Here is a 26,367-nt window from a genome sequence, read left to right as displayed (position 1 = left end):
AGAACCGCGACGCTGCGGACGCGGTCCGCGGAGGTGGGGGAGCCAGCCATATCTCTGGGTTCTCAGGCGGTGGTCCGACCGGATGCACCCGTCGCCGCCGTACGCCGACCGGATCTTCGGATCCCGTGGATCGCTTCGGATCCCGTGCAGGGGATCCGAGGAGCTACAGGGGATCCGAGGAGCACCAGGGGATCCGGGGAGCGACAGGGGATCCGGGGAACAGCACCCGGCTCCGAACCGGACTTCGGATCCCTTGGACCGCCTCGGATCCCGTACAGAGGATCCGGAGAGCCACAGGGGATCCGAGGAGCGGCGAAGCGGCTCCGAGCGCGGCGCGCAGGCGCCTAGAGGGCGCCGTTGGTCCAGAGCACCCCGGTGGCGCCGGCGAGCCGGGCGGCGAAGGCCACCGCCTGGGCGTCGGTCAGACTGCTGACGAAGTCGACGATGCCGCGGCCCCGGCCCATGCGCGCCAGCTGCGCCTCCGACACCTTGCCGTTCAGCCAGTCGGGATGGTCCTCGGCGAGCCGGCGATAGCCGTACATCGCCGCGTTGACCAGGTCCATCAGCCGCCGCGGCGCTCGGACCGCGTCGCTGCGGTCCGACAGCCACTCGTCCAGGCCGACCACCAGCTGCTCGATCGTCTGCTCCTGGCCACGCTGGAACATGGCGAGGTCGGGCCGTTCCAGGATGAAGTAGGAGTTGACGAACTTCAGCACCTGCACCTCGTGCCAGGCCGGCCCCTCCATCGCGGCATAGCCGGAGCGGACGGCCGGGTCGGGCGTGACCTCGACCGCGGAGATCAGGTGGTCGATCCAGCGGGAGACGAAGCCGGAGATGGCCCGGTCCGCCGCCATCGACCCGTCGTACGGGCTGGCCAGCACGCCGTCCACGAACTCCTCGCCGACGGTCGTCACCGCGGTCGCGAACGTGTCCTCGTCGAACATCCAGTCGTCCCGTGCGGCGAGCCGCCGGCGCAGCCGTTCGAGCCCGGCGCCCGGGCGGCGGTCGGCGCGGGTGAGGTCGCGCGGGTCCATCAGCGAGAACTGAGCCCGGTCCACCAGCCAGGACCGGAACTCGCTGGACACCGGGGAGAACTGCAGCACGCCGGAGCGGTGGAAGTCCTCGACGTCGTGCAACGAGTACGCGATGTCGTCGGCCAGGTCCATCACCGAGCACTCCAGCGTCTGCCGGCCCGCCGGCAGGTCCGGGAACGCCGACAGCACGTCCTGCATCTCGGGCACGTCGATCAGGTAGGCGGAGAACTTCGCCGCTCCGGTGCCCTCGCGGCCGTGACCGGCGCCGCGGGGCGGGAGCTCCCAGCTGGTCGGGTGCGGGTCGGGCACGTGCACCCGCGCCCACGGATACTTCAGCACCGCCGCGCGGACCGCGGCCGTCAGGTTCAGCCCCTCGTCGCTCGGGCCGTGCACCTCCAGCTCGGTCAGGATCCGGAACGTCTGAGCGTTCCCCTCGAAGCCGTCCACCAGCCCGAACCGGGTCCGGGCGAGCCGGTCCAGTGCCCGCTCGCCGAGGTGCCCGAACGGCGGGTGACCCAGGTCGTGCGCGCCGGCGGCCGACTGCACGACGACGTGGTCGAGCCCACCGAGCCCGCGGAGCAGGTCGCGGTCCTCGGTACGGAGCAGCCGGACGGCGATCGCCCGGGCCACCGCCGTCACCTTGATGGTGTGGGTCAACCGGTTGTGGACCACCCCGGACGTCGCGCCCGCGGTGACCACCTGGGTGACCTCGGCCAGCCGGGAGTACGACTGGGCGAACCGGATCCGCTCCAGGTCGGAGCGGAACTCCGACTCGCCGGCGGCGTACGGTCGTTCGGCGCTCGGACGTGCCCTCGCCAGCCGCGGATCCATGGCGGCAAAGCTAGCCGAACCCGAAATTCCGCCCCTCGGCGCGCGTTTCCCGACGTGACCACGCGTGGCTCTCGCGTCCCGGATAGCACGAGGGGCGGATTTTCGGGTTCACGTCCTGTCCCGGGTGCCACAGACTGGTGCGCATGCCGCGCAAGGCGAGGGCTCGCAGCCACTGGTGGTCGTTCACCGCGAAGCTGGACGGCGTCCTGTTCGCGTTTGCCGGGGTGTCCGCGCTCTGGCTGGCCTATCTGCTGCTGCGGGAGGGCGTACGTCCGGGCTGGCCGATGCTGTTGCTGGTCGTCTTCTGGGTCGTGTTCACCTACCTCGTGCTGCCGCGGCTGCACCGCATCCTCACCCGGCTGTACGTCCCCGGCTACTTCATCGGCCGGACCCGGACCAGCGACGGCCTGCTCGGGGATCCGGTCAACCTCGCGCTGATGGGGTCCGAGGGCCAGATCCATGCCGCCATGCTGGCCGCCGGTTGGATCCGGGCCGACGACCTCGACTCCGCCAGCACCCGGAGGATGATCGCGGCGACGCTGCGCCGGCGGAGCTATCCGAACGCCCCGGTCAGCCCGCTGATGCTGTTCGACCGGCAGCAGGACTTCGCCTACCAGCAGGAGGTGGGTGGCAGCACCGCCCAGCGCCACCACGTGCGGTTCTGGCGCTGCCCGGACGGCTGGCTGCTGCCCGGCGGCGGCCGCGTCGACTGGCTGGCGGCCGGGACGTTCGACCGCGCCGTGGGACTGTCGCTGTTCACGTTCCAGGTGACCCACAAGATCGAGGCGAACACCGACATCGAGCGCGACTACATCTTGGACACCGTTCGCCGGGCGGAGCCGCGGCTGGCGGTCCGGGTGATCGAGGACTTCTCCACCGGCTATCACGCCCGCAACGGCGGCGGCGACCTGATCCAGACCGACGGCGACCTGCCGATCATGGACCTCGGCGCGGTCACCGCCGCGGACGTCCTGGTGCCGTCGGGCGGCACTGACAGCCGCGACAAGCGGCCCGTTCAGATCGTGTTCGGCGCGGTGGTCGCGTTCGTCCGTGCGTTCGGATTCCTGGTGATCGCCGCCGGGTTCGTGCTGCTCGGCGTCTACCCCGACGCCCTGGCCGCGGTGCAGGCGGCCGGCGGCGACCTCGACACCGACTCGCCGGGGGCGTTCGTCGCCATCGGCGCGGTCTTCGCGATCGGCGCCCTGGTGGACCTGGTCTTCGGGCTGGCCGTGCTCAGAGGATCGAGACTGGCCCGGCTGGTGCTGATGCTGTACAGCTCGGTGACGATCGTGTCGGCCTTCGTCGCCAACGCGAACGGCAGCGAGCGGGTCGGGCTGCAGACGAACCTGCTCACCGTCGCCGTCAGCATCCTGGTCCTGCTGGCGCTGTCCAGCCATCGGGCCCGGGACTACACCGACCGCGCCCGGGTGAGCGCCGCCCGGACCGCCGCCATCTCCCCGGCGCCGTAGCCGGCCGCCCTGCGCCACCTCGCCGGGAGAGCGCCGAGCACGCTCAGTAGGCTGCCGGACGGACCATCGACCCGCAAAGAGAGTTGATCATGAGCGATCCCGTCGACCCGACGACCACCCAGGCCTGGGCCGAGCTGACCGAGCTGAAGGCCGCGTTCGAGCCGGACCTGCGCGGCTGGTTCGCGGCCGATCCCGGCCGGGTCGACGACCTGACCTTCGCCGCCGGCGACCTGGTCGTGGATTTGTCGAAGAACCTGGTCAACACCGGGGTCCTGGCCGCGCTGGTCCGGCTGGCCGAGGAGGTCGACCTGCCGGGCCGGCGGGCCGCCATGTTCTCCGGCCAGCACATCAACGTCACCGAGAACCGAGCCGTGCTGCACACCGCACTGCGCAAGCCGCGGGGCGCCACCCTCGAGGTGGACGGCGTCGAGGTCGTCGGCGAAGTGCACGACGTGCTCACCAAGGTGTACGCGTTCGCGGAGAAGGTCCGCAGCGGCGAGTGGACCGGGGTGACCGGTGCGCCGATCGAGACCGTGGTCAACATCGGCATCGGCGGTTCCGACCTGGGCCCGGTGATGGTGTACGAGGCGCTCAAGCCGTACGTCAAGCCCGGCCTCGAGGTCAGGTTCGTCTCCAACATCGACCCCACCGACGTGTACGAGAAGACCGCCGACCTGAACCCGGCGACCACCCTGTTCATCGTTGCGTCCAAGACCTTCACAACGCTGGAGACCCTGACCAACGCCCGGATGGCGCGCGACTGGCTGCTCCGCGGGCTGCTCTCGGCCGGCGCCATCGTGGAGGGCGAGGAGGCGGCCCGGGCCGCGGTGGCCAAGCACTTCGTCGCCGTCTCGACCGCGCTGGACAAGGTGGCCGCGTTCGGCATCGACCCGGAGAACGCGTTCGGCTTCTGGGACTGGGTCGGCGGCCGCTACTCGGTCGACTCCGCGATCGGGACCAGCGTCGCGGTGGCGATCGGGCCCGACAACTTCGCCGAGTTCCTGGCCGGCTTCCATGCCATCGACGAGCACTTCCTGAACACGCCGCTGGCCGAGAACGTACCGGCGCTGATGGGACTGCTGAACGTCTGGTACGTCAACTTCTTCGACGCCCGCACCCACGCCGTGCTGCCGTACGCGCAGTATCTGCACCGGTTCGCGGCGTACCTGCAGCAGTTGACCATGGAGTCCAACGGCAAGAGCGTGCGCTGGGACGGCTCGCCCGTGACCACCAAGACCGGCGAGGTGTTCTGGGGGGAGCCCGGCACCAACGGCCAGCACGCGTTCTATCAGCTCATCCATCAGGGCACTCAGCTGATCCCGGCCGACTTCATCGCGGTGGCCAACCCGGCCCGGCCGCTGGTCGACGGCGACAAGGACGTCCACGAGCTGTTCCTGGCGAACTTCTTCGCCCAGACCGCCGCGCTGGCGTTCGGCAAGACCGCCGACGAGGTGCGAGCCGAGGGCACGCCCGAGCCGATCGTCCCGGCCCGGGTCTTCTCCGGAAACCGGCCGACCACCTCGATCATGGCGCCGGCGCTGACCCCGTCGGTGGTCGGCCAGCTGATCGCGCTGTACGAGCACATCACCTTCACCCAGGGCATCGTCTGGGGAATCGACAGCTTCGACCAGTGGGGGGTCGAGCTGGGCAAGCAACTGGCGCTGAAGGTCACACCGGCCGTCGCCGGCGACGAGACGGCGCTGGCCGAGCAGGATGCCTCGACCCAGTCGCTGATCCGCTACTACCTCTCCCAGCGGACGCGCTGACCCGATCAACGGACCCTGAGCCTGTCGAAGGGCCGGGTGCGCCCTTCGACAGGCTCAGGGCACGTAGGTCGTGTCAGGCCAGGTAGGTCGAGGTCACCTCAGGCCTCGGTATAGAGCCGCAGGACGGAGGGCTTGGCCAGCATCGGCTCGAGGGTCTCGTTGCCGCGCTTGTTGTGCTCGGTCTCCATGTGCTCGTCCCAGGCGGCCCGGCTGACGAACTTCTCCAGCATCGTCAGGCAGCCGGGCTCGTCGTCCGATACGACCAGCGTCTGGTAGTCGCAACCCGGTTCGGTCATCGCGTTGGCCGCCATCTGCTGGAGCTGGGCGGTGGCTTCGGCCAGCTGCTCGGGGCGCGGGTAGATGGTGACCACCAGATACAGGGGGGATTCGCTCACGGGTCGGCTCCTTTTCGACGTCGGCTGAGCCAACCTTCCCGCGCGGCCGGATCGCCGGCTCGACCGGGTGCCCGCCAGAGGAGTTCCCGGGCCTAGAGATCCGGGCCTGCCGCCCGCAGCTTGTCGACCTCCTCCATCGCCTTGCGCAGGTCGGCCAGCCAGGACTCGGTGTGCTCGCCGACCAGCTTGACCGCCCAGGCCAGCGCCTCGGACCGGGACCGGGCGACACCGGCGTCGACCAAGGTGTCCAGCACCTGCCGCTCGGGCTGGCGCAGCCGGGTCATCACCGGCACCGAGATATGCGTGAAGAGCATCCGGGTCTCCCCGAGCCGCGCGCCCCACGACACCTTGCGGCCGTATCGCGCCTGCGCCTCTTCGGCGATCTCGATCCGGCGGGCCCGGGTGTCGGCCCGGAACCGGCCGATCCGCCCCTCGGCCTGCGCCCCCTCCTCGACGGTCTCGTCGGGCAGCGTGCCGATCACGGTGATCTCCTCGCGGTCAACGGTGACCTCGACCGCGGTGAACCACTCGCTCGGCAGCCGGCCCTCGAACCAGGCCGCGGCATCGTCCGCGGGCGGTACGTCGGCGTTCTGCCACCCGCCCGGTCGGCCGAAGCCGCGCCGACCATGCCCGCGCCGGCCCTGCCCGGCCTCATCCTCCGATGGATCCCAGCTCATCCCGCTCTCCTTACAACGTGTCAGTAATTACATGATTACACAACGCAGACGTGCACGGAATGCCCCGAGCCCGGAAACTGTGCCGTTGTTGCAGGGTCGGCCGGCGTGTCGCTGCCGGACCTGCACAGTTTCCGAGTCGGGGAAAGTCGGGGAGGGATCAGCGGTCGACGGCAGGGGGTCGGTGGCTGAGCAGGTCGCGGACGGCCTTGACGCAGGCCAGCCGGTCCCGGATCGAGCCGCTGATCCACGGCTCGCGCCGCGCGCGCACGCTCTCGTCGCCGACGCCGTACGCCCTCAGGCCCAGCCGACGGGCGGTGCCGACCGCGCGCGGCAGGTGATAGCTCTGCGAGACCAGCACTACCTCGTCCAGTCCGAACACGTCCCGCGCCCGGACACACGAGTCGTAGGTGTCCACGCCGTGCGCGTCGACGATGATGTCGGCGGCCGGGACCCCGGCCCGGATCAGGTACGCCCGCATCGCCTTCGGCTCGTCGTACTCCGGGGCGTCGCAGGCGCCGGAGACCAGGATCCGCTGCACCCGGCCGGCGTCATACAGCCGCTTGCCGAGATCGAGCCGGGCCCGGAGGAAGGCCGACGGCCAGCCGCTCGGATAGACCTGGGCGCCGAGCACCAGCGCCAGCGGGACTCGTGGCGCGTTGTGCTCGCCGACGATGCGCCCGCGGGCCGGCGCGCGGACCCAAGCGATGCATCCGGCGAGCGCGGCGAACCCGAGCCCGGCCGTAGCGGCGAGTAGACGGATCGGTCGCGACCAGGGATTCGGCACCGGGCCAGGCTATTCGGGTCGGCGATAGGCGGGACCGGCAAGACTGTCGGTGGTCGGGTGGATGCTCGTCGGCATGAGCACGAGGGACAGCGCACCGGGGAGCGGACCCACCCGGACCACCAGCATCGAGATCAGCGGTCCGTACGATCTGCGCGAGGTCGCGCTGATGGGCTTCGGCCACCGCGACGAGCGCAGCTTCGACGGCGTGATGCGACTCGCGTTCTGTGTCGACGACAGCTACCAGGACCAGGTCGGCGTCGAGGTCCGGCAGCGCGGGTCCACGCTCGAGCTGACCGTGCACGACCGGCCCGGCGCGGAGGCCGATCTCACGATGGTCAGCCGGCAGGTCGCCCGGGTGCTCTCGGTCGACGCGGACGGCGCGGTGTGGCAGCGGGTGGTCGCGGCCGATCCGGTGCTGCGCCGGCTGGAGGGGGTTGCGCCCGGCTTCCGGCCCGCGCTCTTCTATTCGCCCTACGAGGCGGCGGTCTGGTCGATCGTCAGTGCGCGGCGGGCTCGGCCGCAGGGCATCGCTCTACGCGGCCGGCTGTCCGCAGCACACGGCGCCGCGTTCGAGCTGGCCGGTGTGCCGACGCCGGCGCTGCCCACGCCGAGCACGCTGCTGGCGCTGGAGGCCTTCCCCGGATTGCCGCAGGACCGGGTCCCGCGGCTGCACGCCGTGGCCGAGGCGACGATCCGCGGCCGGCTGGACGTGGCGCGGCTGCGGGCGATGTCACCGGAGGAGGCGAAGGAGGATCTCCAGCAGCTGCCCGGGATCGGACCGTTCTACAGCGCGCTGGTGGTGGTGCGGGCGCTCGGACTCACCGACGTCCTGTCCACCGAGGAGAGCCGGTCGCGCGCTGTGATCCGGGAGCTGTACGGGCTCGACCACGACCCGTCCGACGCGGAGTTGGCCGAGATCGCCGAGGCTTGGCGCCCGTTCCGCACCTGGGCGACGGTGATGCTGCGTGCGGTCGGCAGCCGTCCGGAGGTCGCCGACGTAGCCTGACCCCGGCGCCGCCGTCCGCGGCGCGGGAGGCAGCGGTCGGGAGGAGCTTCGTGCCGGAGGGTGACGTGGTATTCCGTTCCTGCTACCGGTTGAACGAGGTGCTGGCCGGCCGCCGGCTGGCCAGGTGCGAGTTCCGGGTGCCGACACTGGCCACGACCGACCTGACCGGCGTCGAGATCCGCGAGGTGGTCTCGCGCGGGAAGCACCAGCTGTTCCGGCTGGCGGACGGCTTCACCCTGCACAGTCACTTCCGGATGGACGGCGCCTGGCGGATCTATCAGGCGGGCCGCGCCTGGTCCGGCGGACCCGACTGGCAGGTACGGGCGGTGCTCGGCACCGCCGATCACGTCGCCGTCGGATATCGCCTGCCGGTGCTGGAGCTGCTGCCCACCGCCGAGGAGGACACCGTCGTCGGCCACCTCGGGCCCGACCTGCTCGGCCCCGACTGGGATCTCGACGAGGCACTCCGCCGGATCGGGACGGATCCGACCCGCGCCGTCGGCGAGGCGCTGCTCGACCAGCGCAACCTGGCCGGGATCGGCACCTTCTATCGGGCCGAGATCTTGTTCCTGCAGGGTGTCCACCCGCGGACGCCGGTCACCGACGTACCCGATCTCCGCCGGCTGGTCCAACGCGCCCAGCTGCTGATGAGCGCCAACCGGTGGCAGGTCGCCCAGACCTCGACCGGCGACACCCGACCCGGCCGCCGGGCGTACGTCTTCGAGCGCGGCAACCAGCCCTGCCGCCGTTGCGGCACCCCGATCAGCACCGAGGAGTTCGGCCCGACCGGTCAGGAGCGGCGCAGCTACTGGTGTTCGCGCTGCCAGCCCGACCGGAGGCCGTGAGCGGACGGTCGGGTCAGCGGCTGCCGGCGCCGGCGGGCTGCTGGGCCGATGCGGGGGCGGCGCCCGCGGCCGGCTCCGGTGCATCCTCGGGCGCTGCCGGCTTGGGCGGCGGCCCGAAGGTGACGCCCCGGGTCAGAACCGCGCCCCAGATCAGCAGCGCTGACGCGATCACGGCCACGATCACTCCGGAGATGGTGACCGCGTCCTCGAAGTCGGCGATCACCTCCGGTGTCCACGCCGCGCCGGTGATCGGTGCGGCGACGAGCGCGGCGAAGACGGTGCCGCCGATCGCGACGCCGACGCCGCTGCCGATCTCCTGGCTGGTGTCGCTGAGGGCCGCGGCGATCGAGGTGCGGTTCGGGGGCAGGCCCTTCATCACGCTGATCGTCGCGCAGATCATGATGACCCGCAGGCTCGCGGCGGCCAGCACCATGTAGAGGGCGATCCACCCGTATCCGAAGCGGCCCAGCAGCGCATAGCTCAGCACGGCCGTCACCACGACCCCGCCGGCCACGAGTCCGGCCCGGCGCAGGCCGAGCTTCTTCACGAACTTCGAGACGACCGGCGCGATGGCCAGCATGGTGATGACCTGCGGCAGACCGCCGAGGGCGGCCTGGAACGGCGTCCAACCCCACGCGAGCTGCAGGTGCAAGGTGACGGTGAAGCCGATGGCACCGAGCGCGATGGCCAGCGCGACCTGGTTGAGCAGCCCGGAGGCAACCGGCGCGCGGCGCACCAGCGCGAGGTCGAGCATGGGATGGGCGACCGTGCGTTCGACGACGACGAAGGCGATCACGCAGGCGACGGCCAGCGCGGCCGTGGTCAGCGTGGTCCAGTTCGTCCAGCCGTTCTGCACACCCAGTGTCGGCGCCCAGATGGCGAGCATCACCGCAGCCGTCCCGAGCAGTGCCCCGGGCAGGTCGATGCGCTCCCGGTGCAGGCCGGCGGGATCGTCGGCCGGGATGCCGAGTCGAACGGCGAGGAAGGCGACGACGGCGATCGGCACGTTCACCAGCAGCAGGTAGCGCCAGCTGACCAGGCCGAGGACCAGCCCGCTGAGCACCGGCCCGACGGCGAATCCTGCCATCCCGACAGTCGAGATGAGCGTCGAGGCGCGGACCCGCAGATCGTCGTCGGTGAAGAGGCGGAACGTCATCGCCATCGCGCCGGGCGCGGTCATCGCGGCGGAGACACCGATCGCCGCCCGGACCGCGATGAGCTCACCCGGCGTGCTGACCACCGCCACGCTGAGACTTGCCAACCCGAACATCGCCAGCCCGATCAGCATCACCCGGCGGCGACCGAAGCGGTCAGCCAGAGAGCCGAAGACCAGCATCAGTCCGCCGAAGACCATCGGATAGATGCCGGTGATCCACTGCAGGTCCGAGGGGTCGGCGTGGAGGTCGCGGGCAATCGTCGGCAGCGCGACGTTGAGCACCGTGTTGTCCAGCATCTCGACGAGAAAGACCAGGGACAACCCGAGGAGTGCCGGCCACACCGCGCGGAGCGACGTCGCTCCGGCGGAGGCAGGTGCGGTGGGAGTGTGCGTGGTGCTCATCGGAACCTCCTGAGGGTCACGCCGATCGAATGGAACGATGCTCCATACTGGAACACTGCTCCAATATAGAACGTCGTTCTAGACCGTGGCAAGATGTTCGGCATGTCCATTCAGCCCAGCCCTGCCAGGTCGGAACGCCGCCGCAACACGCTGTCCCTCGACGTCGTGCTGACCGAGGCCGTCGCGATCCTCGACGAGCACGGCGAGCGCGGGCTCACCTTCCGGCGGCTGACCGAGGGTCTGGGCACCGGGCCCGGCGGGGTCTACTGGTACGTCCAGGACAAGGCCGACCTGATCAACCTGGCCTGCGACCGGGTGGTCGCCAACGCGCTCGACGCGGTCCCCGAGCAGCCGGGCGAGGAGCCGATGGCCGTGCTCCGCGGACTGGCGCTGGCCGTGTTCGACGAGCTGGACCGGCACCCGTGGGCCGGGCCGCACCTGACCAGCAACCCCGGGCAGCAGAACACGCTCCGGCTGCTGGACCGGTTCGGGCGGTTGGTCACCGAGGCGGGTCTGCCCGCCGACCAGCAGTTCTATGCCGCGAGCGCCGTGCTCAACTACGTGGTCGGGGTCGGCACCCAGATGGCCCGGGCCCTCAGCCGGGTGGTCGGCGACACCGACCGCGAGGACTACCTGGCCGCGGCGGTCGCCCGCTGGGAGGAGCTGGACGAGCAGGAGTTCGCCTTCGTCCGCCGGGTTGCCGGCACGGTCCGCGAACACGACGACCGCGAGCAGTTCACAGCGGGATTGGACCTGCTGCTGGTCGGGATCGGTCGGGCCGGCGGGCGAGCCTGACGGATTGCGCCGGATGCCGTCCGTGGGTCCGTCCTCGCGGGCCCGAAGAAGTCGTTCGAAAGAGGACTTGAACCTGACGCTGCGTCAGCTTGTAGCGTCGAGGTCACACAAGGAACGAGGAGTCGATGGCCGACGAGACGCCGCGCAGGATCGGCGAGCTGGCCCGGGACACCGGGATCACGGTGCGGACGTTGCACCATTACGACCAGCTCGGCCTGCTACGCCCGTCGTCGCGGACGCCGGGCGGGCACCGGTGCTACGACAGCTCCGACGTCGTACGCCTGCATCGCATCATCGTCCTGCGCAGCTTCGGGCTGTCGCTGGAGGAGATCGGTCAGGTGCTGGACGCCGAACCCGACCAGGACGCCGGCGAGCTGGTTCGCCACCAGCTGGCCGTGGTCGAGGAGCGGATCCGGCAGTCCAGCGCGCTGCGGGCAAGGCTGCTCGGCGTGCTGGCCGCACTGGAGTCGTCCGCCGAACCATCGACCGAGCAGTTCCTGCACCTAGTAGAGGAGACCATGACCATGATCCAGCCACTGACCCCCGAGCAGGTCGGCAAGCTCATCGAGAGCCGGCGGGCATACGCGGGCGGGCTCGACGACGCCGAGCTCACCACGATGGGTGCCGAGCGCTCGCGCCGGTACGACGAGCTCAGCCAGCACGAACGCGACGAGCTGCGCGAGCGCCTCCGGCAGCTCCCGCTGCCCGCCCCGGAGCAGCCGTCCTAACACCTCGCTGCGGTGGGAGCCGCTCGCGAGGAGCGAGCGGCTCCCGGCTCAGGCGACCGCGCGCAGCTGGCCGTTGACCAGGTCGACCAGCTCGGCCGGGGTCTCCACCCCGGCCATGGTGTCCTCGGGCAGGTCGATGCCGTACTCCCGCTCGATCCGGCTCGCGATCTCGAGCACGGCGAGGGAGTCGTAGCCGAGGTCGGCAAAGCTCGCCTCGAATACCGTGCTCGCCAGGTCGGTCGACTCGTCCTCGCCGGCCGCCGCCCGCATCGCCTCGACCAGCTGGTCCTTTCCGAACTCCGCCATCGTCGTCACTCCTTCAGATCTGGTGTGGGCTTGTGCGGTCCACGCTGCCAGCCGGCGGTCGTGACCCGGTCGAGTCCGGCTCGAGCCGGGTCGACGACGGCGCGTCAGCAGCGCTCGGCGTCGAGCAGGATCCCCGCGCGCTGGGCGACCTGGGGGACGAGCTCGCGGACCGTGGGGTGGGCGAGGATGACGGTCGGGGACAACTTCACCCCGAAGGTCTGCTCCAGCCGGTTCCGCAACTCCATGGTCATCAGCGAGTCGATGCCGAGCCCGTTCAGTGTCATGTCCGGGTCGATCCGGGCCACCGAGGTCCTGGCCACGGCCGCCACACACTCGGCCGTCGCCTGCTCCAGGGCCCGCCGCCGGAGCCTTCGGTCCGGGATCTGCAATAGCGAGTCGCGGGCCCCGGGAGGGATCGCCTCAGGGGCCCGCGACTCACTGCGTTCGACCGCTCCCTCGCGCGCCGGTGCGGGCGCGGGGGCAGCAGTCGCGGCCGATCGGAGAAGGGTGACTCCGATGGCTTCAGCCAGCAGGGTTCCGGTCGCGGAGAAGATCGCCACGTCGGCCCGGTAGCCCGGTCCGGCACGCCGGGCGCTGGACCGCACCAGGCAGCGGCCGTTCAGACCGGCGTACGCGACGAGCCGCTCGACGCCGGCGGTGACCAGTACGCGCCGATCGGCACCGGCGAACGGCAGCGCCGCCACCAGGGCGGTCTGCAGGGCGCCGTCCAGCAGGCCCGGGTGCAACAGGTGGTCCAGGCCGCCCAGCGGCGCATCGAGTTCGGCGACCACATCGTCGGTGCCGCGATGAATCCGGCCGATCCGGCGGTATCCGGGACCGTATGCGAACCCGCGGCCGGCCAGGTCGGCGTACAACTCCGCACCAGGATCGGCCTCGGCCAGCCGGACCTGGATGGCGGCCAGATCGGACTGGCCGGGTGCTTCTGGCTGGGCCGGCAGCACGGATACCTCGCCCTCGGCGACGCAGGTCCGCTCGCCGTCGAAGATCCGCAGCCGGGCGTGGGACTCGTCTCGGATCAGGACCAGCTGGGCGGCCTGGGTCTGCTCGGCGACCGCCAGCGGTGCCCGGAAGCGCAATCGCTCGAGCACGAAGCCGCTCGGTGGACGACCGGTGAAGACCTGCCGGGCGGCGCGGAGTGCCAGGTCGGCCCACAGCGCGGCCGGAACGATCGCCTCGCCGCCGATCACGTGGTCGGCGATCTCGGCGGTGCGCCGATCGAGATCGACCCGCCACAGGTGCGTACCCGGCTGCAGCGCCGACTCGATGCCCTCGCCGAGCAGTTCTCGCCGTTGCGCGCGTGGGGTCGGCCCGACGACGTCCTCGCCCAGCCGCTCGCGCTGCCACGGGTAGCTCGGTAGCGGCCGGATGGCCGTGCGCCGACCCGGAGTGGAGACCCGCTCCCGATCGACCGGCGTGCCGCGGACGTAGAGCTCGGCCACGGAGCCGAGCAGCACCGCGCGCGCAGGCTCGCCGCGGCGCAGCGACGGCAACGCGGCGACGCCGGTGGCACCGGCGGCAGCGGCGACCTGCTGCACGGCGGGCAGCAGGATCGGGTGCGGACTCTGCTCGACGAACGCGGTGCAGCCGTCGGCGATCAGGTGCTCGATCTGGTCGGCGAAGAGCACCGGCGAGCGCAGATTGGCGAACCAGTACGCGGCGTCCAGGTCCGGCCCGGTGCAGCGCCCACCGGTCACGGTCGAGTGCATCGGGATGCGCGGTGCCCATCCGCGGACCGTGGCCAGCAGGCGCACCAGGTCGTCACGCAGCTCAGCCATCTGCGGGCTGTGGGACGCGACGTCGACCTTGACCCAGCGGCAGAACACGTCTCGGGCGGCCAGCTCCTGGGCGACCTGCGCCAAGACGCCGCAGTCGCCGGACAGCACGGTGGACCGCGCGCTGTTGCAGACGGCGACCGACGCGTCGGTCCGTGCGCCGAGGGCCTCCGCGGCCTCGGGTGCCGACAGCTCGACCAGCAGCATCGCGCCGCGCCCGCTCTGCCGGCGCATCAGCCGGCTGCGCTCGCAGATGATCCGGGCGGCGTCGTCGAGGCTCAACGCACCGGCGTACGCGGCGGCCGCGACCTCGCCCATGCTGTGCCCGACCACCGCGTCCGGCCGAACTCCCCACGACTCCCACAGGCACGCCAGGGCGTACTCGACCGCGAACAGTGTCGGCTGCACGACATCGATCCGATCCAACTGTGATCGGGTCTCCTCGGCCGTCAGCTCGCGCAGGATGGAGAAGTCGACATAGGACGAGGCGGCCGCGTCGCAGGCGCGGACGGCGGCGGCGAACGCGGGCTCCTGTTCCAGCAGGTCACGGCCCATGCCGAGCCATTGCGAGCCCTGACCGGGAAAGACGAAGGCCACCCGGGGCCGGCGGGCCGGCCCGGCGGAGGAGTGGAAGCCACCCGCGGGCGCGCCGTCGGCGAACTCGCGGAGCGCCGTGGTGAGCTCGCCGCTCGATTCCGCGACGGCCGCGAGCCGGTACGGCCGCTGGTCGCGGCGCGCGGTCGCGGCAGCGAGGTCCGCGACGGGGATCGGGCGCGTCTCCAGGGCGGCGGCGAGCTGCCGGGCTGCGGACGCCAGGGCGGTGGCCGACGCGGCGCATACGGTGACGAGCTCAGGAGTCGCCGGCGGGGCGGGCTCGGTGCGGACGTGGCCGCGGCGGCCCAGTTCCCGCAGCGCGCTCCAGACCCCGAGCCGGTCGTCATCCCCGCGGGCCATGGTGCCGAGGACGGTCGCGGTGATCCCGGCCGTGGCCGCGCTCTGCTCGAGCGCGGACTGCAGCACCGGGTGCGCGCTGAGCTCGACCACGGTGTCGCACCCGTCCGCCAGCATCGCCGCGGTGGCCTCGGCCAGCAGCACGGTCGAACGCAGCCCGGCGGCGAAGTAGGACCCGTCGAGCTGTCCGGTCTCGATCGGGCGCCCGGTCAGGGTGGAGAACATCGGAATGCGGCCCGGGGTTGTCGCGAGCTCGCCGATGTCGGTGATCAGGTCGGCTCCCACCCGGTCGATGGCCGCGCTGTGGGCGGCGACGTTCACCTTGATCAGCGCGCAGAGGACGCCCCGATCCTTGAGGCCGGCGAGCAGCCGCCGCAGGGTGGGTACGTCACCGGCTACCGCTGTCGATCGCGGCCCGTTGTGCGCTGCCACGCTGAGACCGGCGTACGGGCCGCCCGGTGCGCACAGCTCACCGATCTCGGCCGCGGACAGTTCCGCGACGGCCATCCCCTGGTCGTCGGCGGCGATCCGACGCTGGTGGCGGCTGTAGTGGTGGACCAGCCGGGCGGCCTCCTCCAGCGGCAGCATGCCGGCGATGACGGCCGCCGCGATCTCGCCGAGACTGTGCCCGACCACCGCGTCAGGACGAACGCCGCGGGACTCCAGCCAACCGGCCAGGGCCACTTGGACGCTGAACAGCAGGGGTTGGACGACCGAGACGTCTGCGGCCCGGGCCGGGTCCTCCTCGGCATGCAGCTCGGCCAGCAGGGACCAGCCGGTCAGCGGTGCGAGCGCCCGGTCGCAGCGCTCGACGATGGCCCGGAAGACCGGTTCGGTGCGCAGCATCGAGCGGCCCATTCCCGTCCACTGGTGACCGTGCGGCGAGCAGACGAACGCGAGCTTCCCGCTCGGCGTGGCCGGCGACGCCGCGGCGACCAGCCGGGGCAGCGGGGCGGGCTCGGACCAGCCGCCGAGCACGACGTGAACGTTCGTGCCGCCCCAGCCGAACGAGCTCACCCCGGCCAGCCGGCGGCTCGCCGGCCAGGGGGCGTGCCGGCTGGGCACCCGGACCCGCAGCGCGTCGAAGTCGATGTGCGGGTTCGGGGTGGTGAAGTGCAGGTTGGCCGGGACCCGTCCGTGCCGCAGCGCGAGCACGGTCTTGATGAAGCCGGCGATGCCGGCGGCGGCCTCGAGATGACCGAGGTTCGTCTTGACCGAGCCGATCAGCAGCGGTTCGCGGTCGGAGCGGCCCGCACCCAGGACGGCGCCGAGGGCGCTTGCCTCGATCGGGTCGCCCAACGCCGTTCCGGTGCCGTGTGTCTCGACGTAGTGCACGTCTGCCGGCGATACCCTCGCCCGCTCGTACGCACGACGCAGGACGTCCTGCTGGGCAACCGGGTTCGGCGCGGTGAGCCCGTTGCTCGGGCCGTCGTTGTTGACCGCAGAACCCTTGACCACGGCCCAGATCTGGTCGCCGTCGGCGAGCGCGCGGGACAGGCTCTTGAGGACGACCACGCCGCAGCCCTCGCCGCGGCCGAAGCCGTCGCCGGAAGCGTCGAACGCCTTGCACCTGCCGTCCGGGGCCAGGCCGCCGAAGCGGGCCAGCGCGGCCATCGTCTGCTCGCTGAGCAGCAGGTTCACCCCGCCGGCCAGCGCGGTCTCGCACTCGCCGGTGGCAATGCTTTGGCAGGCCAGGTGCACCGCCAGCAGCGAGGAGGAGCAGGCGGTGTCGAGGGTGATGCTCGGCCCGCAGAGCCCTAGTGCGTACGACAGTCGGTTCGCCACCATGTTCAGGGCCTGTCCGGTGGCGGTGTGGGTCGACAGCCGATCCAGGTCGCCGGCGTGCAGATCGGCGTAGTCGTGCCAGATCGCCCCGGCGAACACCCCTGTTCGGCTTCCCCGGATCGTCGCGTTGGCCAGTCCGGCCGACTCCAGTGCCTCCCAGGCCACCTCGAGAAACAGCCGCTGCTGCGGATCGATCTGGGCGGCCTCCCGGGGTGAGATGCCGAAGAACAGCGGGTCGAACGCGTCGACCGGCTGGTCGATGAAGCCGGCCTGGGTCGGCACCCGACCACCCAGCAGTCGGGGATCGGGCGTCCAGCGGTCCGCCGGCACCGGCCGGACGGCGTCGGTGCCGGACCTCAGCAGCGACCAGAACGCCTCCAGCGTCTCGGCTCCGGGGAACCGGCAGGCCAGGCCGACGACGGCCACCGGTTCGGCGCTGTGCCGGACCGGGCGGGCCGGCAGCGCGGGCTCCACGGCGTCGTCGGGGTGCGCCAGGTGCGCCACCAGGCCACGGATCGTGGGGTGGGCCCACAGCAGCGCCGGCGAGATCGTGCTGCCCAGCCGGTCCGACAGCCCGGCGGCCAGCGCCGTGATCCGGATCGAGTCCAGGCCGAGGTCGACGAACCTGCTGGTCTCGTCGAGGTCGGCCGGGTCGGCGGCGAGCAGCCGCGCACTCTCGGTGCGCAACCAGGCGACGAGGTCGGTCTGCTGGGTGGTCGTGATCGGCATCGCTGGACTCCTCTCGCGCTCAGGCCGCGACCGCGCCGGGTCGGAGCACGTGGCCGTCGGCGGCGAGCCAGGCGCGAACGTCGGCCACGCTGTCGCGATCGGCCTGGTCGGTGCTGTGCCGGGCCGGCAGCAGGGCCCGCGCGTCGCTCGCGCCGTGCGCCACGGCAGGGTGCCTCCGGGCGATGGCGGTCAGCCCCTGGCCGGGGCCGACCTCGAGCAGCAGCACCTCGCGCTCCTGGCGCAGCAACAGGTCGAGGCTCGGCCAGAACAGCACCGTCATGGTCGGCTGCCACGCCCAGAACTCCGGGTCGGTGGCGAGCTTCTCGCCCAGCACGCTGGCGAGGTGTGAGGAATAGATGCGCCGGGTCGCCGGTGCCAGCGAGGTGGTGCGCCAGGCGCCGAGCGTGCCGGCCGCCGCCCCCGCGACCACCGGGGAATGGAAGCCCTGCTTGGCCCGCGTCGGGAGGGACGTGATGCCGGCTTCGCTCAAGCTGCGGCGGAGCTCGGCCAGTTCCTCCGCGGTCCCCGCCACCAGCGTCTGCCGTGGTGCGTTCACCGCCGCGACCGCGAGGCCCCCGCCCAGGAACGGGGTGAGTTCCTCGACCGAGGCTGCCACGGCCAGCATCCCGCCCGGCGGGGTGGCTGCGTATTGCTCGACCCGGTCGGCCATCAGCCGCAACCCGTCCTCGAAAGTGAGCACACCGCAGAGCGTCGCCGCGACCAGTTCGCCGACGCTGTGCCCGAGCAGCGCGACCGGCTCGATACCCCAGCTCAGCACCAGCCGGCCGAGGCCGTAGCCGACGGCATAGAGCAGGGGCTGCGCGCGGGTGACGTCGTCGAAGTGCTCCGACGGCGTGCTGGTCAGCCAGTCGGCCCGGAGCTCGGCGCCGAGCAGGTCGAACGCCTGGTCCATGACGGCGGTGAACGTGGGCTCATCGCCGTAGAGGCCGGCGGCCATCCGCGGATACTGCGCTCCCTGGCCCGGCAGGAGCAGTGCGACCGGTCGGTTGCTGGCCATCGGGTTCCCCTTCGCTCGATGCTGGAGCAGCGTTCCATCCAGGTCTAGGCGGTCCGGCTCGCGCGCGGGTCGAGGTCCGCTCGAGCCGGCCCGCCGGCCGGGCCGAGCAGCGCTGCTCGGCCGGTCCTCGATCCAGGCTCGACCGCTCGGGCGCAGGCTCGCGGCAGAACTCGGACGGAGGAAGGCAGGGGAATGAACGATCTGTACGTCGCCGCGGCCGCCAGCTGGCTGCCCGAACCGGTCACGCTGGCACAGGCCGAAGCGGCCGGCCGGTGCACGGGCGCGCTCGCCCGCAACACCTCGATGGTCTCGGTCTGCGTGTCGACCGGTGAGTCCGCGCCGGAGATGGCGGTGCTCGCCGCGCGGGAGGCGCTCCGTCAGACCCGGTACGCGGGCAGCGACGTCGACCTGATCCTGCACGCCTGCGCCTACCACCAGGGCCACGACATGTGGTCCCCGGCGTCGTACATCCAGCGGTTCGCGGTCGGCAACACCTGCCTCGCAATCGAGGTACGGCAGATGTCCAACGGCGGGATGGCGGCCTTCGAGCTGGCCGCCGCGTACCTGCGGGCGGACCACGACAAGACGGCGGCGCTGATCACCACCGCCGACCGCTTCTGCGAACCGGGTTTCGATCGTTGGACGACCGACCCGAGCACGATCTGCGGTGACGCCGGGACAGCCGTGGTGCTCTCCAATCGGGGCGGCTTCGCCCGGGTCCGCAGCCTGGTCACGGTCGCCGATCCGGGCCTGGAGCAGGGCGGGCGGGGCGACAAGCCGTTCAGTGCGGCGCCGCTCGGCGCCGGCGCGCCGATCGACATCGGCGGCAACACGGCCGTCCTGGTCGCCGAGCTGGGTCTGGAGCGGCTGCTGGCGCGAATCGAGGCCGGGCAGCGCGAGTGCTTCGAGCGCGCCGCGCTGGAGGCCGACGTGAAGTTCGCCGACATCGACTGGTACGTGCTGCCCAACATGGGGCGGACGCGGATGAAGGCCCACTTCTTCGCTCCGTTCGAGATCGATCCGGAGCGGACCACCTGGGACTGGGGGCGGCGGGTCGGGCACCTCGGCGCCGGAGACCAGCTCGGCGGTCTCGCCCATCTGCTCGGCGAGGAGGGCCTGTTCCCGGGCCAGCTGGTGCTGCTCGCCGGGATCGGGGCCGGTTTCACCTGGACCACAGCGGTGCTGGAGGTGCTCTGACCTCACCGGCCGGCCGGTGAGGTCACCCGCCGCCACGTGCAGGACAGACCACCAGCCGTGCCCGCTGCGGCGGGCACGGCTGGGTCAGGGTCGGTGCGGCCCCGGAACCGGGAGCGTCAGGGTCGATCAGAAGTTGCCCAAACCGCCGCACACGTTGAGTGCCTGGGCGGTGATGGAGGCGGCGGTCGGGGTAGCGAGGTAGCCGACCAACCCGGCGACCTCCTCGGCGGTCGAGTAACGGCCCAGGGGGATCTTGGCGTTGAAACGGTCGAGCACCTCGGCCTCGGTGGTCTGCCAGGCGCCGGCGTATCCGGCCCTGACCCGCTCGGCCATCGGCGTCTCGACGTATCCGGGGCAGACGGCGTTGACGGTGATGCCGGTCTTCGCCAGTTCCAGCCCGAGGGCCTTGGTGAATCCGACCACGCCGTGCTTGGACGCGCTGTACGGTGCGGCGAGCAGCACTCCCTGCTTGCCCGCGGTCGAGGCGATGTTGATGATCCGGCCGTTCGGACCGGTGATCCCGCCGCGGGCGAGCACCGCCCGGGTGACCCGGAAGACGCTGTTCAGATTGGTGTCGATCACCTCTTCCCACTGCTCGTCGGTCAGCTGGGCGGTCGGTCCGCCGCCGGGGCGGCCGGCGTTGTTGACCAGCACGGTAAGCGGTCCGAACCGAGCGACGGCGGCCGCCACGAGGTCCTCGACCTGCTGGGTCTGCCGTACGTCGCAGGTGGTTCCGTCGACGTCCAGGCCGTCGGCCTGCAGCTTCTCCACCGCGGTCGTCACATCCTCGGCGCTGCGGGCGCAGAGGAAGACCCGCGTACCGTCCTGCGCCAGGGTCCGGGCAACGGCGAAGCCGATCCCGCTCGTCCCTCCGGTGACCAGCGCCGTCCTGATCTCGCTCATCCGGGTCGTCCTTCCGTCTTCGGGCGGTGTCGTTTCGATCACGATGGCAGCCGGCGCTCGAGACTCGGTCGAACCGCGGACGACCTCCCTCCCGACCGGCGCTCGACCAGGAATCGAGCGGGCTCGCCCACGCTGGCCCCGAGGCCGCCGACCGGGCGCGCCGCGAAGGAGAGGTGAGCAGTGTCCACCGCCGTAGAGCACCGCACCGTCCATGACATCCAGATCGCCGCACCCGCCGCGGTGGTCTACGAGATCATCGCCGACGCGACCCACTGGCCGGTCTACTTCCCGCCGACCGTGCACGTGCTGCGTACCGAGCTCGACGAATGGACCGAGCGGCTACAGCTGTGGGCCACCGGCGCCGGGGTGGTCCGCGCCTGGTCCTCGATCCGTACTCTCGATGCCGATCAGCGCTGCATCTCCTTCCACCGTGAGTTCTCGGTTCCGCCGGTGAAGTCGATGCTGGGCAAGTGGCTGATCGAGCCGCGCGGCGACGCCGCGGTCAGGCTCGTGCTGATCCACGACTTCGAGGCCGTCGACGACGATCCCGCCAACATCGCCTGGATCACCAGGGCCACCGACGAGAACAGCCTGGCCGAGATGGGCAACATCAAGAAGCTGGCTGAGTCCTGGGACACCATCGGGGAGCGCGAACTTGCCTTCGACGATGTCGTCCGGGTCCGCGGGAGCGCCGAGCACGTCTACGAGTTCCTGCACGACTGCGGCGCCTGGCCGGACCGGCTGCCGCACGTCGCCGAGCTGGACCTGCGCGAGGAGGACGACGGGGCGCTGCAGCTGATGAGCATGTGGAGCCTGGCCAAGGACGGCTCGCGGCATCTCACGGTGTCGGCCAGGGTGTGCTTCCCGGCCGAGCGGATCGTCTACAAGCAGACCCTGACGCCGGAGATGATCGACGCGCACGCCGGCGAGTGGACCGTCGAGCCGGCCGGCGACGACGTGCTGGTCCGCTCCCGGCACCGCGTGCTGCTCAGCGAGCGCGCGCTCGGCTTCGTGCCGGCCGCGGGTGACACCTGGGCGTCCACCCGTGACTTCGTCGAGCGCTCGATCAAGGGCAACAGCGCGGTCACGCTCGCCCACGCGAAGGCCTATGCGGAGCAGCGCGCCTGAGGCCGCGCTCTAGTCCGCGGTCCGCCGGCTCGGCGCGATCGCGGCGAACCTCGCTTCGATCCCGTCCAGCAGGATGGACAATCCGTGCGCGAAACGCTCGTCGTGGCCGGTCCCGACGGCCTCGTAGATCATCCGCTCGAGATAGGGGAACTCACCGGTCTCGATCAAGCTGCGCATGTAGGGCGCCATCCGCGCCTGCCAGGCGTCGCGGTCCAGACCGGATCGGCGGGCGGCTTCGCGGTCGGCCAGTTCGTCCTGCACCTCCCCGCCGACCCAGTGCCGGATCAGGTTGAGCACCCCGAGCATCTCCTCGATCGGCAGGTCGTGGCCGTCGAGCAGCGCTAGGTCGCGCTCGTTGCCGCGCAGCAGATTGGGCCCCATGATCGGTCGGCCCGCCGCCATCCCGGCGAGCCAGGGGTGGCGCAGCAGCGTCGACCGGTAGCGCCGGGCCAGCGTGTCGAGGTCCGCCCGTACGTCGCCGCTCGCGTCCTGCGGCTCCAGGCCGAAGGCCTGGTCGATCATGACCGCGTACAGGTCCTCCTTGGCCGGCAGGTATCGATAGAGCGTCATCGCGCCGGTGCCGAGCTCGGCCGCGATCCGGCGCATCGAGACCGCCTCGATCCCCTCGGCGTCGGCAATCGCGATGGCGACCTCGGCGATCCGCTCCCGGCTGTAGCCCGGCACCGGACCGCGGGCCGGCTTGGTCGGGCGGAGCCAGATCACGGGACCGGGATCCGAGGCGGAGATCACGGCGACAGCCTACTTGCGTACGGCGTACCCGGTAACTACATTAGTTGCGTACGGCGTACTCACTTTGATCCGCAACGGAGGAGCTCCCCATGCGTGTTCTGTTCGTCGCCACCCCGGGCGCCGGCCACCTGTTCCCGATGGTTCCACTGGCGCGGGCGTTTCGAGCTGCGGGCCACCAGGTAGTGATCGGCACCGGCGGCGGGGCGCTCGAGCTGGTCGAGCAGGCCGGTCTGACCGCTGTCGACGTGGTCGAGCCGGGGTTCGACTGGAACGCGACGATCGCCCGGCAACGCTGCGATCGGCCGGAGGCTGCGGCGAAGATGCTCCGCCGCCGGATCACCGAGCTGCGCGAGATGGCCGGCCAGTTCGCTCTGCTGTCGACCAAGCTCGTCGACGGCACGCTGGCGCTGGCGACGCGGTGGCATCCCGATCTGATCGTCCAGTCGCAGTTGCAGGGGGCGGGCTATGTCGCCGGCGCCGCCCTGGACGTGCCGGTCGTCACCCACGGCTTCGGTTTCGGCCGGTCGGCCGGCGTCGCGGAGATCCTCAGCGCCCAGCTGGGACCGCTGCCGGCGCGGACCGTCGGCATCGACGTAGCGCCGCCGAGCATGGTGGACCGCGTCGACGGCTGGGCCGTCGGCTTCGTGCCCTACAACGGCGCCGGGCCGCTGCCGGGCTGGCTTGCCGCGCCGGCCGATCGGCCGAGGATCGCCGTCACCCTCGGCACGGTGGCCGGACAGTTCCAGGGCGTCGATCCGCTGCGCCGGGTGGTCGATCTGGCCCCCCGGCTCGACGCGGAGATCGTGCTCGCCGTCGGGAGTCTCGACCTCGCCGGGCTCGGCCCGCTGCCGGCCAACGTGCGGCCGGCCGGCTGGGCCCCGCTGCACGCGCTGCTCCCGTCCTGCTCCGCGCTGGTGCACCACGGCGGGGCCGGAACCACGCTGACCGCGCTCGCGACCGGGACACCTCAGCTCGTGCTGCCGACGGGCTCGGACCGCTTCATCAATGCCGGCGCGGTGCACCGCCGTGGCGCCGGCATCATGGCGGACCCGGACGACCTCGATGCGGACCTCGTCCGCGAGGTGGCCGGCTCGGCAGGCGTACGAACGGCCGCCGAGGAGGTGCGCGGCGAGATCGCAGCCCTGCCGCGGCCGGCCGAGGTCGTTTCCGGGTTGGCGGCCCTCGCCGCCACCCCGGCCCTGTGCTGAGAGCCTCGGGGATGCCGGCGGGACCGGGTGCCTGCGACGTGCTGACGGCCTGGCTCAGACGGCGCTGACGACCAGGGCCGAGTTCAGGCCGTCGCCTCGCGCGATGATCAGGGCGTGCCGGCACTGCTTCGCCCGCGGCGCGTCGAGCACCAGATCCAGACCGTCGCCGGCGACCGGAGCGGTCACGTTGATCGTCGGCGGGATCGTCGCGTGCCGAATGGTGAGCAGGGCGGTGGCGACGTCGAGCGCCGGGCCGCCGGAGTGCAGCCGGCCGGTCATGGTCTTGGGCGCCGTCACCGGCACGCCGAACGGTCCGAAGATGGCGGTCAGCGCCGCGGCCTCGGCGCGGTCGAGCTCGGGAATGCCGGCGGCGTCGGCGAAGACGACATCGATGTCCTCGGGCGCCAGCTCGGCGTCTCGCAGCGCGATCGCGATCGCGCGCCGGAGGCCGGGTTCGCGGTCCGATCCCGGTCGCGGGTCGAAGGTCGAGCCGTAGCCGCTGATCACGCCGTAGCCGGTCCCGCCCCGCTCCGCGAGGGCTCCGGCGTCCTCCACACCACGATGGCTCCCCCCTCGCCGGGGAGATAGCCGGAGGCATCGACGTCGAAGGGGAGATAGGCCCGGGCGGGGTCCGGCTGCCGGCTGAGCCGACCGGTGGACAGCTCGATCACCCAGCCGAGGGGGCACAGCGAGCTGTCCACCGCCCCGGAGACGACCAGCGGCCGCCCGTCCCGGACGTAGCGACGAGCGTGTGCCACCGCGTCCAGCCCGGCGGCGTGCCCGGTGAGCACCCCGCCCGGCCCGTGCAGACCGTGCCGGATCGACAGCTGGCCGCTGTTGACCGCATAGAACCAGGCGAACGACAGATAGGCGCTGACATGCTTGCTGCCCAGGCTCCACAGGTGCTCGAGCTCGTACTGGCTGAACTCCAGCCCGCCGACCGAGTTGCCGGTGACGATGCCGATCTCCTCGGGCGGGATTCCGGCCAGGTCGACGGCGGCATCGGTGAGCGCCTGCTCGACCGCCCGCAGCGCGAGCCGCGTCGTCTGGTCGGTCTGCGGCACCAGCCGACCCGGCAGGAAGTCGGCCGGGTCGTACGGCGCGACCTCGCCGGCAAGCTGCACCGGGTAGGACGACGGGTCGAAGCGGGTCAACCGCCCGATCCCGCTCGCTCCGCGGAGGCAGGCCGACCAGTAGTCGTCCACGCCCACGCCGTTCGGCGCGGTGATGCCGATTCCGGTCACGACCGCGCGTCCGGACTCCGGCCGCTCGCCCGTTCGGGCGCCCTGCTCGACGAGCAGTGTCATCGGATGTCTCCCTTCGTGAGCACCATGGCGCTCTGGAACCCGCCGAATCCGCTGCCGACGGTCAGCACTGTCTCCAGCGACGGGGTCCGGCGCGCGACCAGCGGCACGTAGTCGAGGTCGCAGACGGGGTCGGGTTCGTGCAGGTTGGCCGTCGGCGGAACGACTCCGTGTTCGAGCGCCAGCGCACAGGCCGCAATCTCGATCGCGCCGATCGCGCCCAACGAGTGACCGACCATGGACTTGATCGAGCTCACCGGCACCTCGTAGGCATGGTCGCCGAGGGTGCACTTGAACGCGTTCGTCTCGTGGATGTCGTTCTGCTTGGTGCCCGATCCGTGTGCGTTGACGTAGCCGACGTCGGCAGGTAAGCGGTGTGCCATCGCCAGCGCGACATCGATCGCGGCAGCCATCTCCGGAGCGTCGGAACGCAATCCGGTCATGTGGTAGGCATTCGCGCGTACCCCGAAGCCGGCGAGCTCGGCGTAGACATGCGCGCCGCGGGCCCGGGCGTGTCCGAGCTCCTCCAGGACGAGCATGGCACTGCCCTCGCCGAGGACGAACCCGTTGCGGGTGGCGTCGAACGGGCGCGAGGCGTGCTCGGGGTCGTCGTTGCGCGGGGTGGTCGCCTTGATCGCGTCGAAGCAGGCCACGGTGATCGGCGTGATCGGGGCGTCGGTGGCGCCGGCCAGCATGACGTCGGCCGACCCCTCGCGGATCAGCTGGGCGGCGTGCGCGACCGACTCGATGCCCGATGTGCAGCCGGTGGAGACGACGGCCGCCGGACCCTCGGCGCCGGCCACCCAGGCGACCTCGGCGGCCAGCGAGGTCGGCACCAGATAGCTCCACAGGTGGGGCGAGGCGTAGCGGTGATCGACCAGCCACTGCCGGCCGTCGTTGCTCAGCACCTGGTATTCGCGATCGAGGCTGATCGTGCTGCCGATCGCGCTGCCGATGCTCACCCCGGTGCGCTCCGGGTCGAACTCACCCTCGATCCGGCCGTCGGCCAATGCCTCCCGGGTGGCCGCGACGGCCAGCTGCGCGACCCGGTCCATCCGGCGGATCTCCTGGGTGCTCAGACCCTCCGCCACCGGGTCGAAGTCGCACTCGGCGGCGATCCGCGAACGGAAGCCGGCGGCGTCGAACTGGCTGATGGTCCGGGTGGCGGTGGTGCCGGAGGCGATCAGCTCCCAGAAGTCCTTGGTGGTGGCGCCGCCCGGGGCGCGAACGCCGATCCCGGTGATGGCGACCCGCCGGGCCGGGCTAGCGCCGCCGGGAGCGCCGGAGCTGCTGTGCGACATGTCGTGGACCCTCTCGTTCGCTGGGGTGGTTCCACCCAGGCTGGGCGGAGTGGTTCGAAGGCTCCTCGAGGCCGGGTCGAGCCGGCGGCTCGAGGGCCGGCCGGTC

22 protein-coding genes are annotated in these 26,367 nt (G+C 71.8%); 9 read left to right on the top strand and 13 right to left on the bottom strand.

The genetic code is table 11. The features are described from left to right. Positions 1-344: 344 nt before the first annotated feature. Positions 345-1,865 (bottom strand): deoxyguanosinetriphosphate triphosphohydrolase family protein, encoded by a 1,521-nt coding sequence (locus ABD747_RS19275; RefSeq protein ID WP_344807622.1) that lies wholly within the window; start codon positions 1,863-1,865, stop codon positions 345-347. Positions 1,866-2,008: 143 nt separating this feature from the next. Here ABD747_RS19275 and ABD747_RS19270 point away from each other — a divergent pair, with 143 nt between their 5' ends. Beyond that, positions 2,009-3,334 (top strand): LssY C-terminal domain-containing protein, encoded by a 1,326-nt coding sequence (locus ABD747_RS19270; protein ID WP_344807620.1) that lies wholly within the window; start codon positions 2,009-2,011, stop codon positions 3,332-3,334. Between the two features lie 89 nt (positions 3,335-3,423). Next, complete coding sequence (gene pgi / locus ABD747_RS19265) at positions 3,424-5,100, top strand: glucose-6-phosphate isomerase (protein WP_344807618.1); 1,677 nt, start codon at positions 3,424-3,426, stop codon at positions 5,098-5,100. Positions 5,101-5,198: 98 nt separating this feature from the next. Here the strand turns inward: pgi and ABD747_RS19260 are convergent, their stop codons facing one another. The 3 genes from ABD747_RS19260 to ABD747_RS19250 all read right to left on the bottom strand — a co-directional run bounded on the left by ABD747_RS19260 (position 5,199) and on the right by ABD747_RS19250 (position 6,956). After that, positions 5,199-5,495: a putative quinol monooxygenase gene (locus ABD747_RS19260; RefSeq protein WP_344807616.1), complete on the bottom strand. Its 297-nt coding sequence runs from the start codon at positions 5,493-5,495 to the stop codon at positions 5,199-5,201. Between the two features lie 92 nt (positions 5,496-5,587). After that, positions 5,588-6,172 (bottom strand): hypothetical protein, encoded by a 585-nt coding sequence (locus ABD747_RS19255; protein WP_344807614.1) that lies wholly within the window; start codon positions 6,170-6,172, stop codon positions 5,588-5,590. A gap of 157 nt (positions 6,173-6,329) precedes the next feature. Further along, entirely contained in the window at positions 6,330-6,956 is a 627-nt protein-coding gene (locus ABD747_RS19250) for a SanA/YdcF family protein (protein WP_344807612.1), read from the bottom strand. A 73-nt stretch (positions 6,957-7,029) separates the two neighbouring features. Between ABD747_RS19250 and ABD747_RS19245 the strand changes: the two genes are divergently transcribed. Both ABD747_RS19245 and ABD747_RS19240 read left to right on the top strand, forming a co-directional pair. After that, complete coding sequence (locus ABD747_RS19245) at positions 7,030-7,962, top strand: DNA-3-methyladenine glycosylase family protein (protein ID WP_344807610.1); 933 nt, start codon at positions 7,030-7,032, stop codon at positions 7,960-7,962. A gap of 50 nt (positions 7,963-8,012) precedes the next feature. Beyond that, positions 8,013-8,807, top strand: a complete 795-nt coding sequence (locus tag ABD747_RS19240) for an Fpg/Nei family DNA glycosylase (RefSeq protein WP_344807607.1) — start codon at positions 8,013-8,015, stop codon at positions 8,805-8,807. A gap of 13 nt (positions 8,808-8,820) precedes the next feature. Here ABD747_RS19240 and ABD747_RS19235 read toward each other — a convergent pair whose 3' ends face one another. After that, on the bottom strand, positions 8,821-10,365 hold the full coding sequence (locus ABD747_RS19235) for an MFS transporter (protein WP_344807605.1): 1,545 nt from the start codon (positions 10,363-10,365) through the stop codon (positions 8,821-8,823). A gap of 102 nt (positions 10,366-10,467) precedes the next feature. On the opposite strand from ABD747_RS19235, the gene ABD747_RS19230 reads away from it, so the two are divergent. After that, positions 10,468-11,160, top strand: a complete 693-nt coding sequence (locus ABD747_RS19230) for a TetR/AcrR family transcriptional regulator (protein WP_344807603.1) — start codon at positions 10,468-10,470, stop codon at positions 11,158-11,160. A gap of 125 nt (positions 11,161-11,285) precedes the next feature. Next, positions 11,286-11,888, top strand: coding sequence for a MerR family transcriptional regulator (locus tag ABD747_RS19225; RefSeq protein WP_344807601.1), 603 nt, complete (start codon positions 11,286-11,288; stop codon positions 11,886-11,888). A 48-nt stretch (positions 11,889-11,936) separates the two neighbouring features. On the opposite strand, the gene ABD747_RS19220 is transcribed toward ABD747_RS19225, so the two are convergent. The 3 genes from ABD747_RS19220 to ABD747_RS19210 all read right to left on the bottom strand — a co-directional run bounded on the left by ABD747_RS19220 (position 11,937) and on the right by ABD747_RS19210 (position 18,470). Next, positions 11,937-12,194, bottom strand: a complete 258-nt coding sequence (locus ABD747_RS19220) for an acyl carrier protein (RefSeq protein WP_344807598.1) — start codon at positions 12,192-12,194, stop codon at positions 11,937-11,939. 104 nt (positions 12,195-12,298) lie between these two features. After that, positions 12,299-17,452, bottom strand: a complete 5,154-nt coding sequence (locus ABD747_RS19215) for an acyltransferase domain-containing protein (RefSeq protein WP_344807596.1) — start codon at positions 17,450-17,452, stop codon at positions 12,299-12,301. A 19-nt stretch (positions 17,453-17,471) separates the two neighbouring features. Continuing rightward, positions 17,472-18,470 (bottom strand): acyltransferase domain-containing protein, encoded by a 999-nt coding sequence (locus ABD747_RS19210; protein ID WP_344807594.1) that lies wholly within the window; start codon positions 18,468-18,470, stop codon positions 17,472-17,474. A 192-nt stretch (positions 18,471-18,662) separates the two neighbouring features. Between ABD747_RS19210 and ABD747_RS19205 the strand changes: the two genes are divergently transcribed. After that, positions 18,663-19,667 (top strand): ketoacyl-ACP synthase III family protein, encoded by a 1,005-nt coding sequence (locus ABD747_RS19205; RefSeq protein ID WP_344807592.1) that lies wholly within the window; start codon positions 18,663-18,665, stop codon positions 19,665-19,667. A gap of 126 nt (positions 19,668-19,793) precedes the next feature. On the opposite strand, the gene fabG is transcribed toward ABD747_RS19205, so the two are convergent. Further along, positions 19,794-20,570: a 3-oxoacyl-ACP reductase FabG gene (gene fabG, locus ABD747_RS19200; protein WP_344807590.1), complete on the bottom strand. Its 777-nt coding sequence runs from the start codon at positions 20,568-20,570 to the stop codon at positions 19,794-19,796. Between the two features lie 180 nt (positions 20,571-20,750). Between fabG and ABD747_RS19195 the strand changes: the two genes are divergently transcribed. Next, positions 20,751-21,698, top strand: coding sequence for an aromatase/cyclase (locus ABD747_RS19195; RefSeq protein ID WP_344807588.1), 948 nt, complete (start codon positions 20,751-20,753; stop codon positions 21,696-21,698). Between the two features lie 9 nt (positions 21,699-21,707). Here ABD747_RS19195 and ABD747_RS19190 read toward each other — a convergent pair whose 3' ends face one another. After that, on the bottom strand, positions 21,708-22,448 hold the full coding sequence (locus ABD747_RS19190; protein WP_344807586.1) for a TetR/AcrR family transcriptional regulator: 741 nt from the start codon (positions 22,446-22,448) through the stop codon (positions 21,708-21,710). Positions 22,449-22,537: 89 nt separating this feature from the next. On the opposite strand from ABD747_RS19190, the gene ABD747_RS19185 reads away from it, so the two are divergent. Beyond that, positions 22,538-23,656, top strand: coding sequence for a nucleotide disphospho-sugar-binding domain-containing protein (locus tag ABD747_RS19185; RefSeq protein ID WP_344807583.1), 1,119 nt, complete (start codon positions 22,538-22,540; stop codon positions 23,654-23,656). A gap of 54 nt (positions 23,657-23,710) precedes the next feature. Here ABD747_RS19185 and ABD747_RS19180 read toward each other — a convergent pair whose 3' ends face one another. Genes ABD747_RS19180 through ABD747_RS19170 form a run of 3 tightly spaced genes read right to left on the bottom strand, consistent with a single transcriptional unit; the run spans position 23,711 to position 26,261 of the window. Beyond that, positions 23,711-24,211: a beta-ketoacyl-[acyl-carrier-protein] synthase family protein gene (locus ABD747_RS19180; RefSeq protein WP_344807581.1), complete on the bottom strand. Its 501-nt coding sequence runs from the start codon at positions 24,209-24,211 to the stop codon at positions 23,711-23,713. After that, entirely contained in the window at positions 24,160-24,963 is an 804-nt protein-coding gene (locus ABD747_RS19175) for a beta-ketoacyl synthase N-terminal-like domain-containing protein (protein WP_344807579.1), read from the bottom strand. The genes ABD747_RS19180 and ABD747_RS19175 overlap by 52 nt, the downstream gene beginning before the upstream one ends. After that, positions 24,960-26,261 (bottom strand): beta-ketoacyl-[acyl-carrier-protein] synthase family protein, encoded by a 1,302-nt coding sequence (locus tag ABD747_RS19170; protein WP_344807577.1) that lies wholly within the window; start codon positions 26,259-26,261, stop codon positions 24,960-24,962. The genes ABD747_RS19175 and ABD747_RS19170 overlap by 4 nt, the downstream gene beginning before the upstream one ends. Positions 26,262-26,367 lie beyond the last annotated feature (106 nt).

This window comes from Microlunatus ginsengisoli, assembly GCF_039537205.1.
In the GTDB taxonomy this organism is placed as follows: Bacteria; Actinomycetota; Actinomycetes; order Propionibacteriales; family Propionibacteriaceae; genus Microlunatus; species Microlunatus ginsengisoli.
Note: the sequence above shows the minus strand (reverse complement) of the source record. Positions and strands in the feature narration are given on the sequence as shown.

Coding starts and splice junctions, on each gene's coding strand:
- ABD747_RS19175 (WP_344807579.1), bottom strand. CDS start 24,963: ATGACACTGCTCGTCGAGCAGGGCGCCCGAACGGGCGAGCGGCCGGAG.
- ABD747_RS19205 (WP_344807592.1), top strand. CDS start 18,663: ATGAACGATCTGTACGTCGCCGCGGCCGCCAGCTGGCTGCCCGAACCG.
- ABD747_RS19255 (WP_344807614.1), bottom strand. CDS start 6,172: ATGAGCTGGGATCCATCGGAGGATGAGGCCGGGCAGGGCCGGCGCGGG.
- ABD747_RS19210 (WP_344807594.1), bottom strand. CDS start 18,470: ATGGCCAGCAACCGACCGGTCGCACTGCTCCTGCCGGGCCAGGGAGCG.
- ABD747_RS19270 (WP_344807620.1), top strand. CDS start 2,009: ATGCCGCGCAAGGCGAGGGCTCGCAGCCACTGGTGGTCGTTCACCGCG.
- ABD747_RS19230 (WP_344807603.1), top strand. CDS start 10,468: ATGTCCATTCAGCCCAGCCCTGCCAGGTCGGAACGCCGCCGCAACACG.
- fabG (WP_344807590.1), bottom strand. CDS start 20,570: ATGAGCGAGATCAGGACGGCGCTGGTCACCGGAGGGACGAGCGGGATC.
- ABD747_RS19185 (WP_344807583.1), top strand. CDS start 22,538: ATGCGTGTTCTGTTCGTCGCCACCCCGGGCGCCGGCCACCTGTTCCCG.
- ABD747_RS19245 (WP_344807610.1), top strand. CDS start 7,030: ATGAGCACGAGGGACAGCGCACCGGGGAGCGGACCCACCCGGACCACC.
- ABD747_RS19220 (WP_344807598.1), bottom strand. CDS start 12,194: ATGGCGGAGTTCGGAAAGGACCAGCTGGTCGAGGCGATGCGGGCGGCG.
- ABD747_RS19225 (WP_344807601.1), top strand. CDS start 11,286: ATGGCCGACGAGACGCCGCGCAGGATCGGCGAGCTGGCCCGGGACACC.
- ABD747_RS19235 (WP_344807605.1), bottom strand. CDS start 10,365: ATGAGCACCACGCACACTCCCACCGCACCTGCCTCCGCCGGAGCGACG.
- ABD747_RS19215 (WP_344807596.1), bottom strand. CDS start 17,452: ATGCCGATCACGACCACCCAGCAGACCGACCTCGTCGCCTGGTTGCGC.
- pgi (WP_344807618.1), top strand. CDS start 3,424: ATGAGCGATCCCGTCGACCCGACGACCACCCAGGCCTGGGCCGAGCTG.
- ABD747_RS19170 (WP_344807577.1), bottom strand. CDS start 26,261: ATGTCGCACAGCAGCTCCGGCGCTCCCGGCGGCGCTAGCCCGGCCCGG.
- ABD747_RS19275 (WP_344807622.1), bottom strand. CDS start 1,865: ATGGATCCGCGGCTGGCGAGGGCACGTCCGAGCGCCGAACGACCGTAC.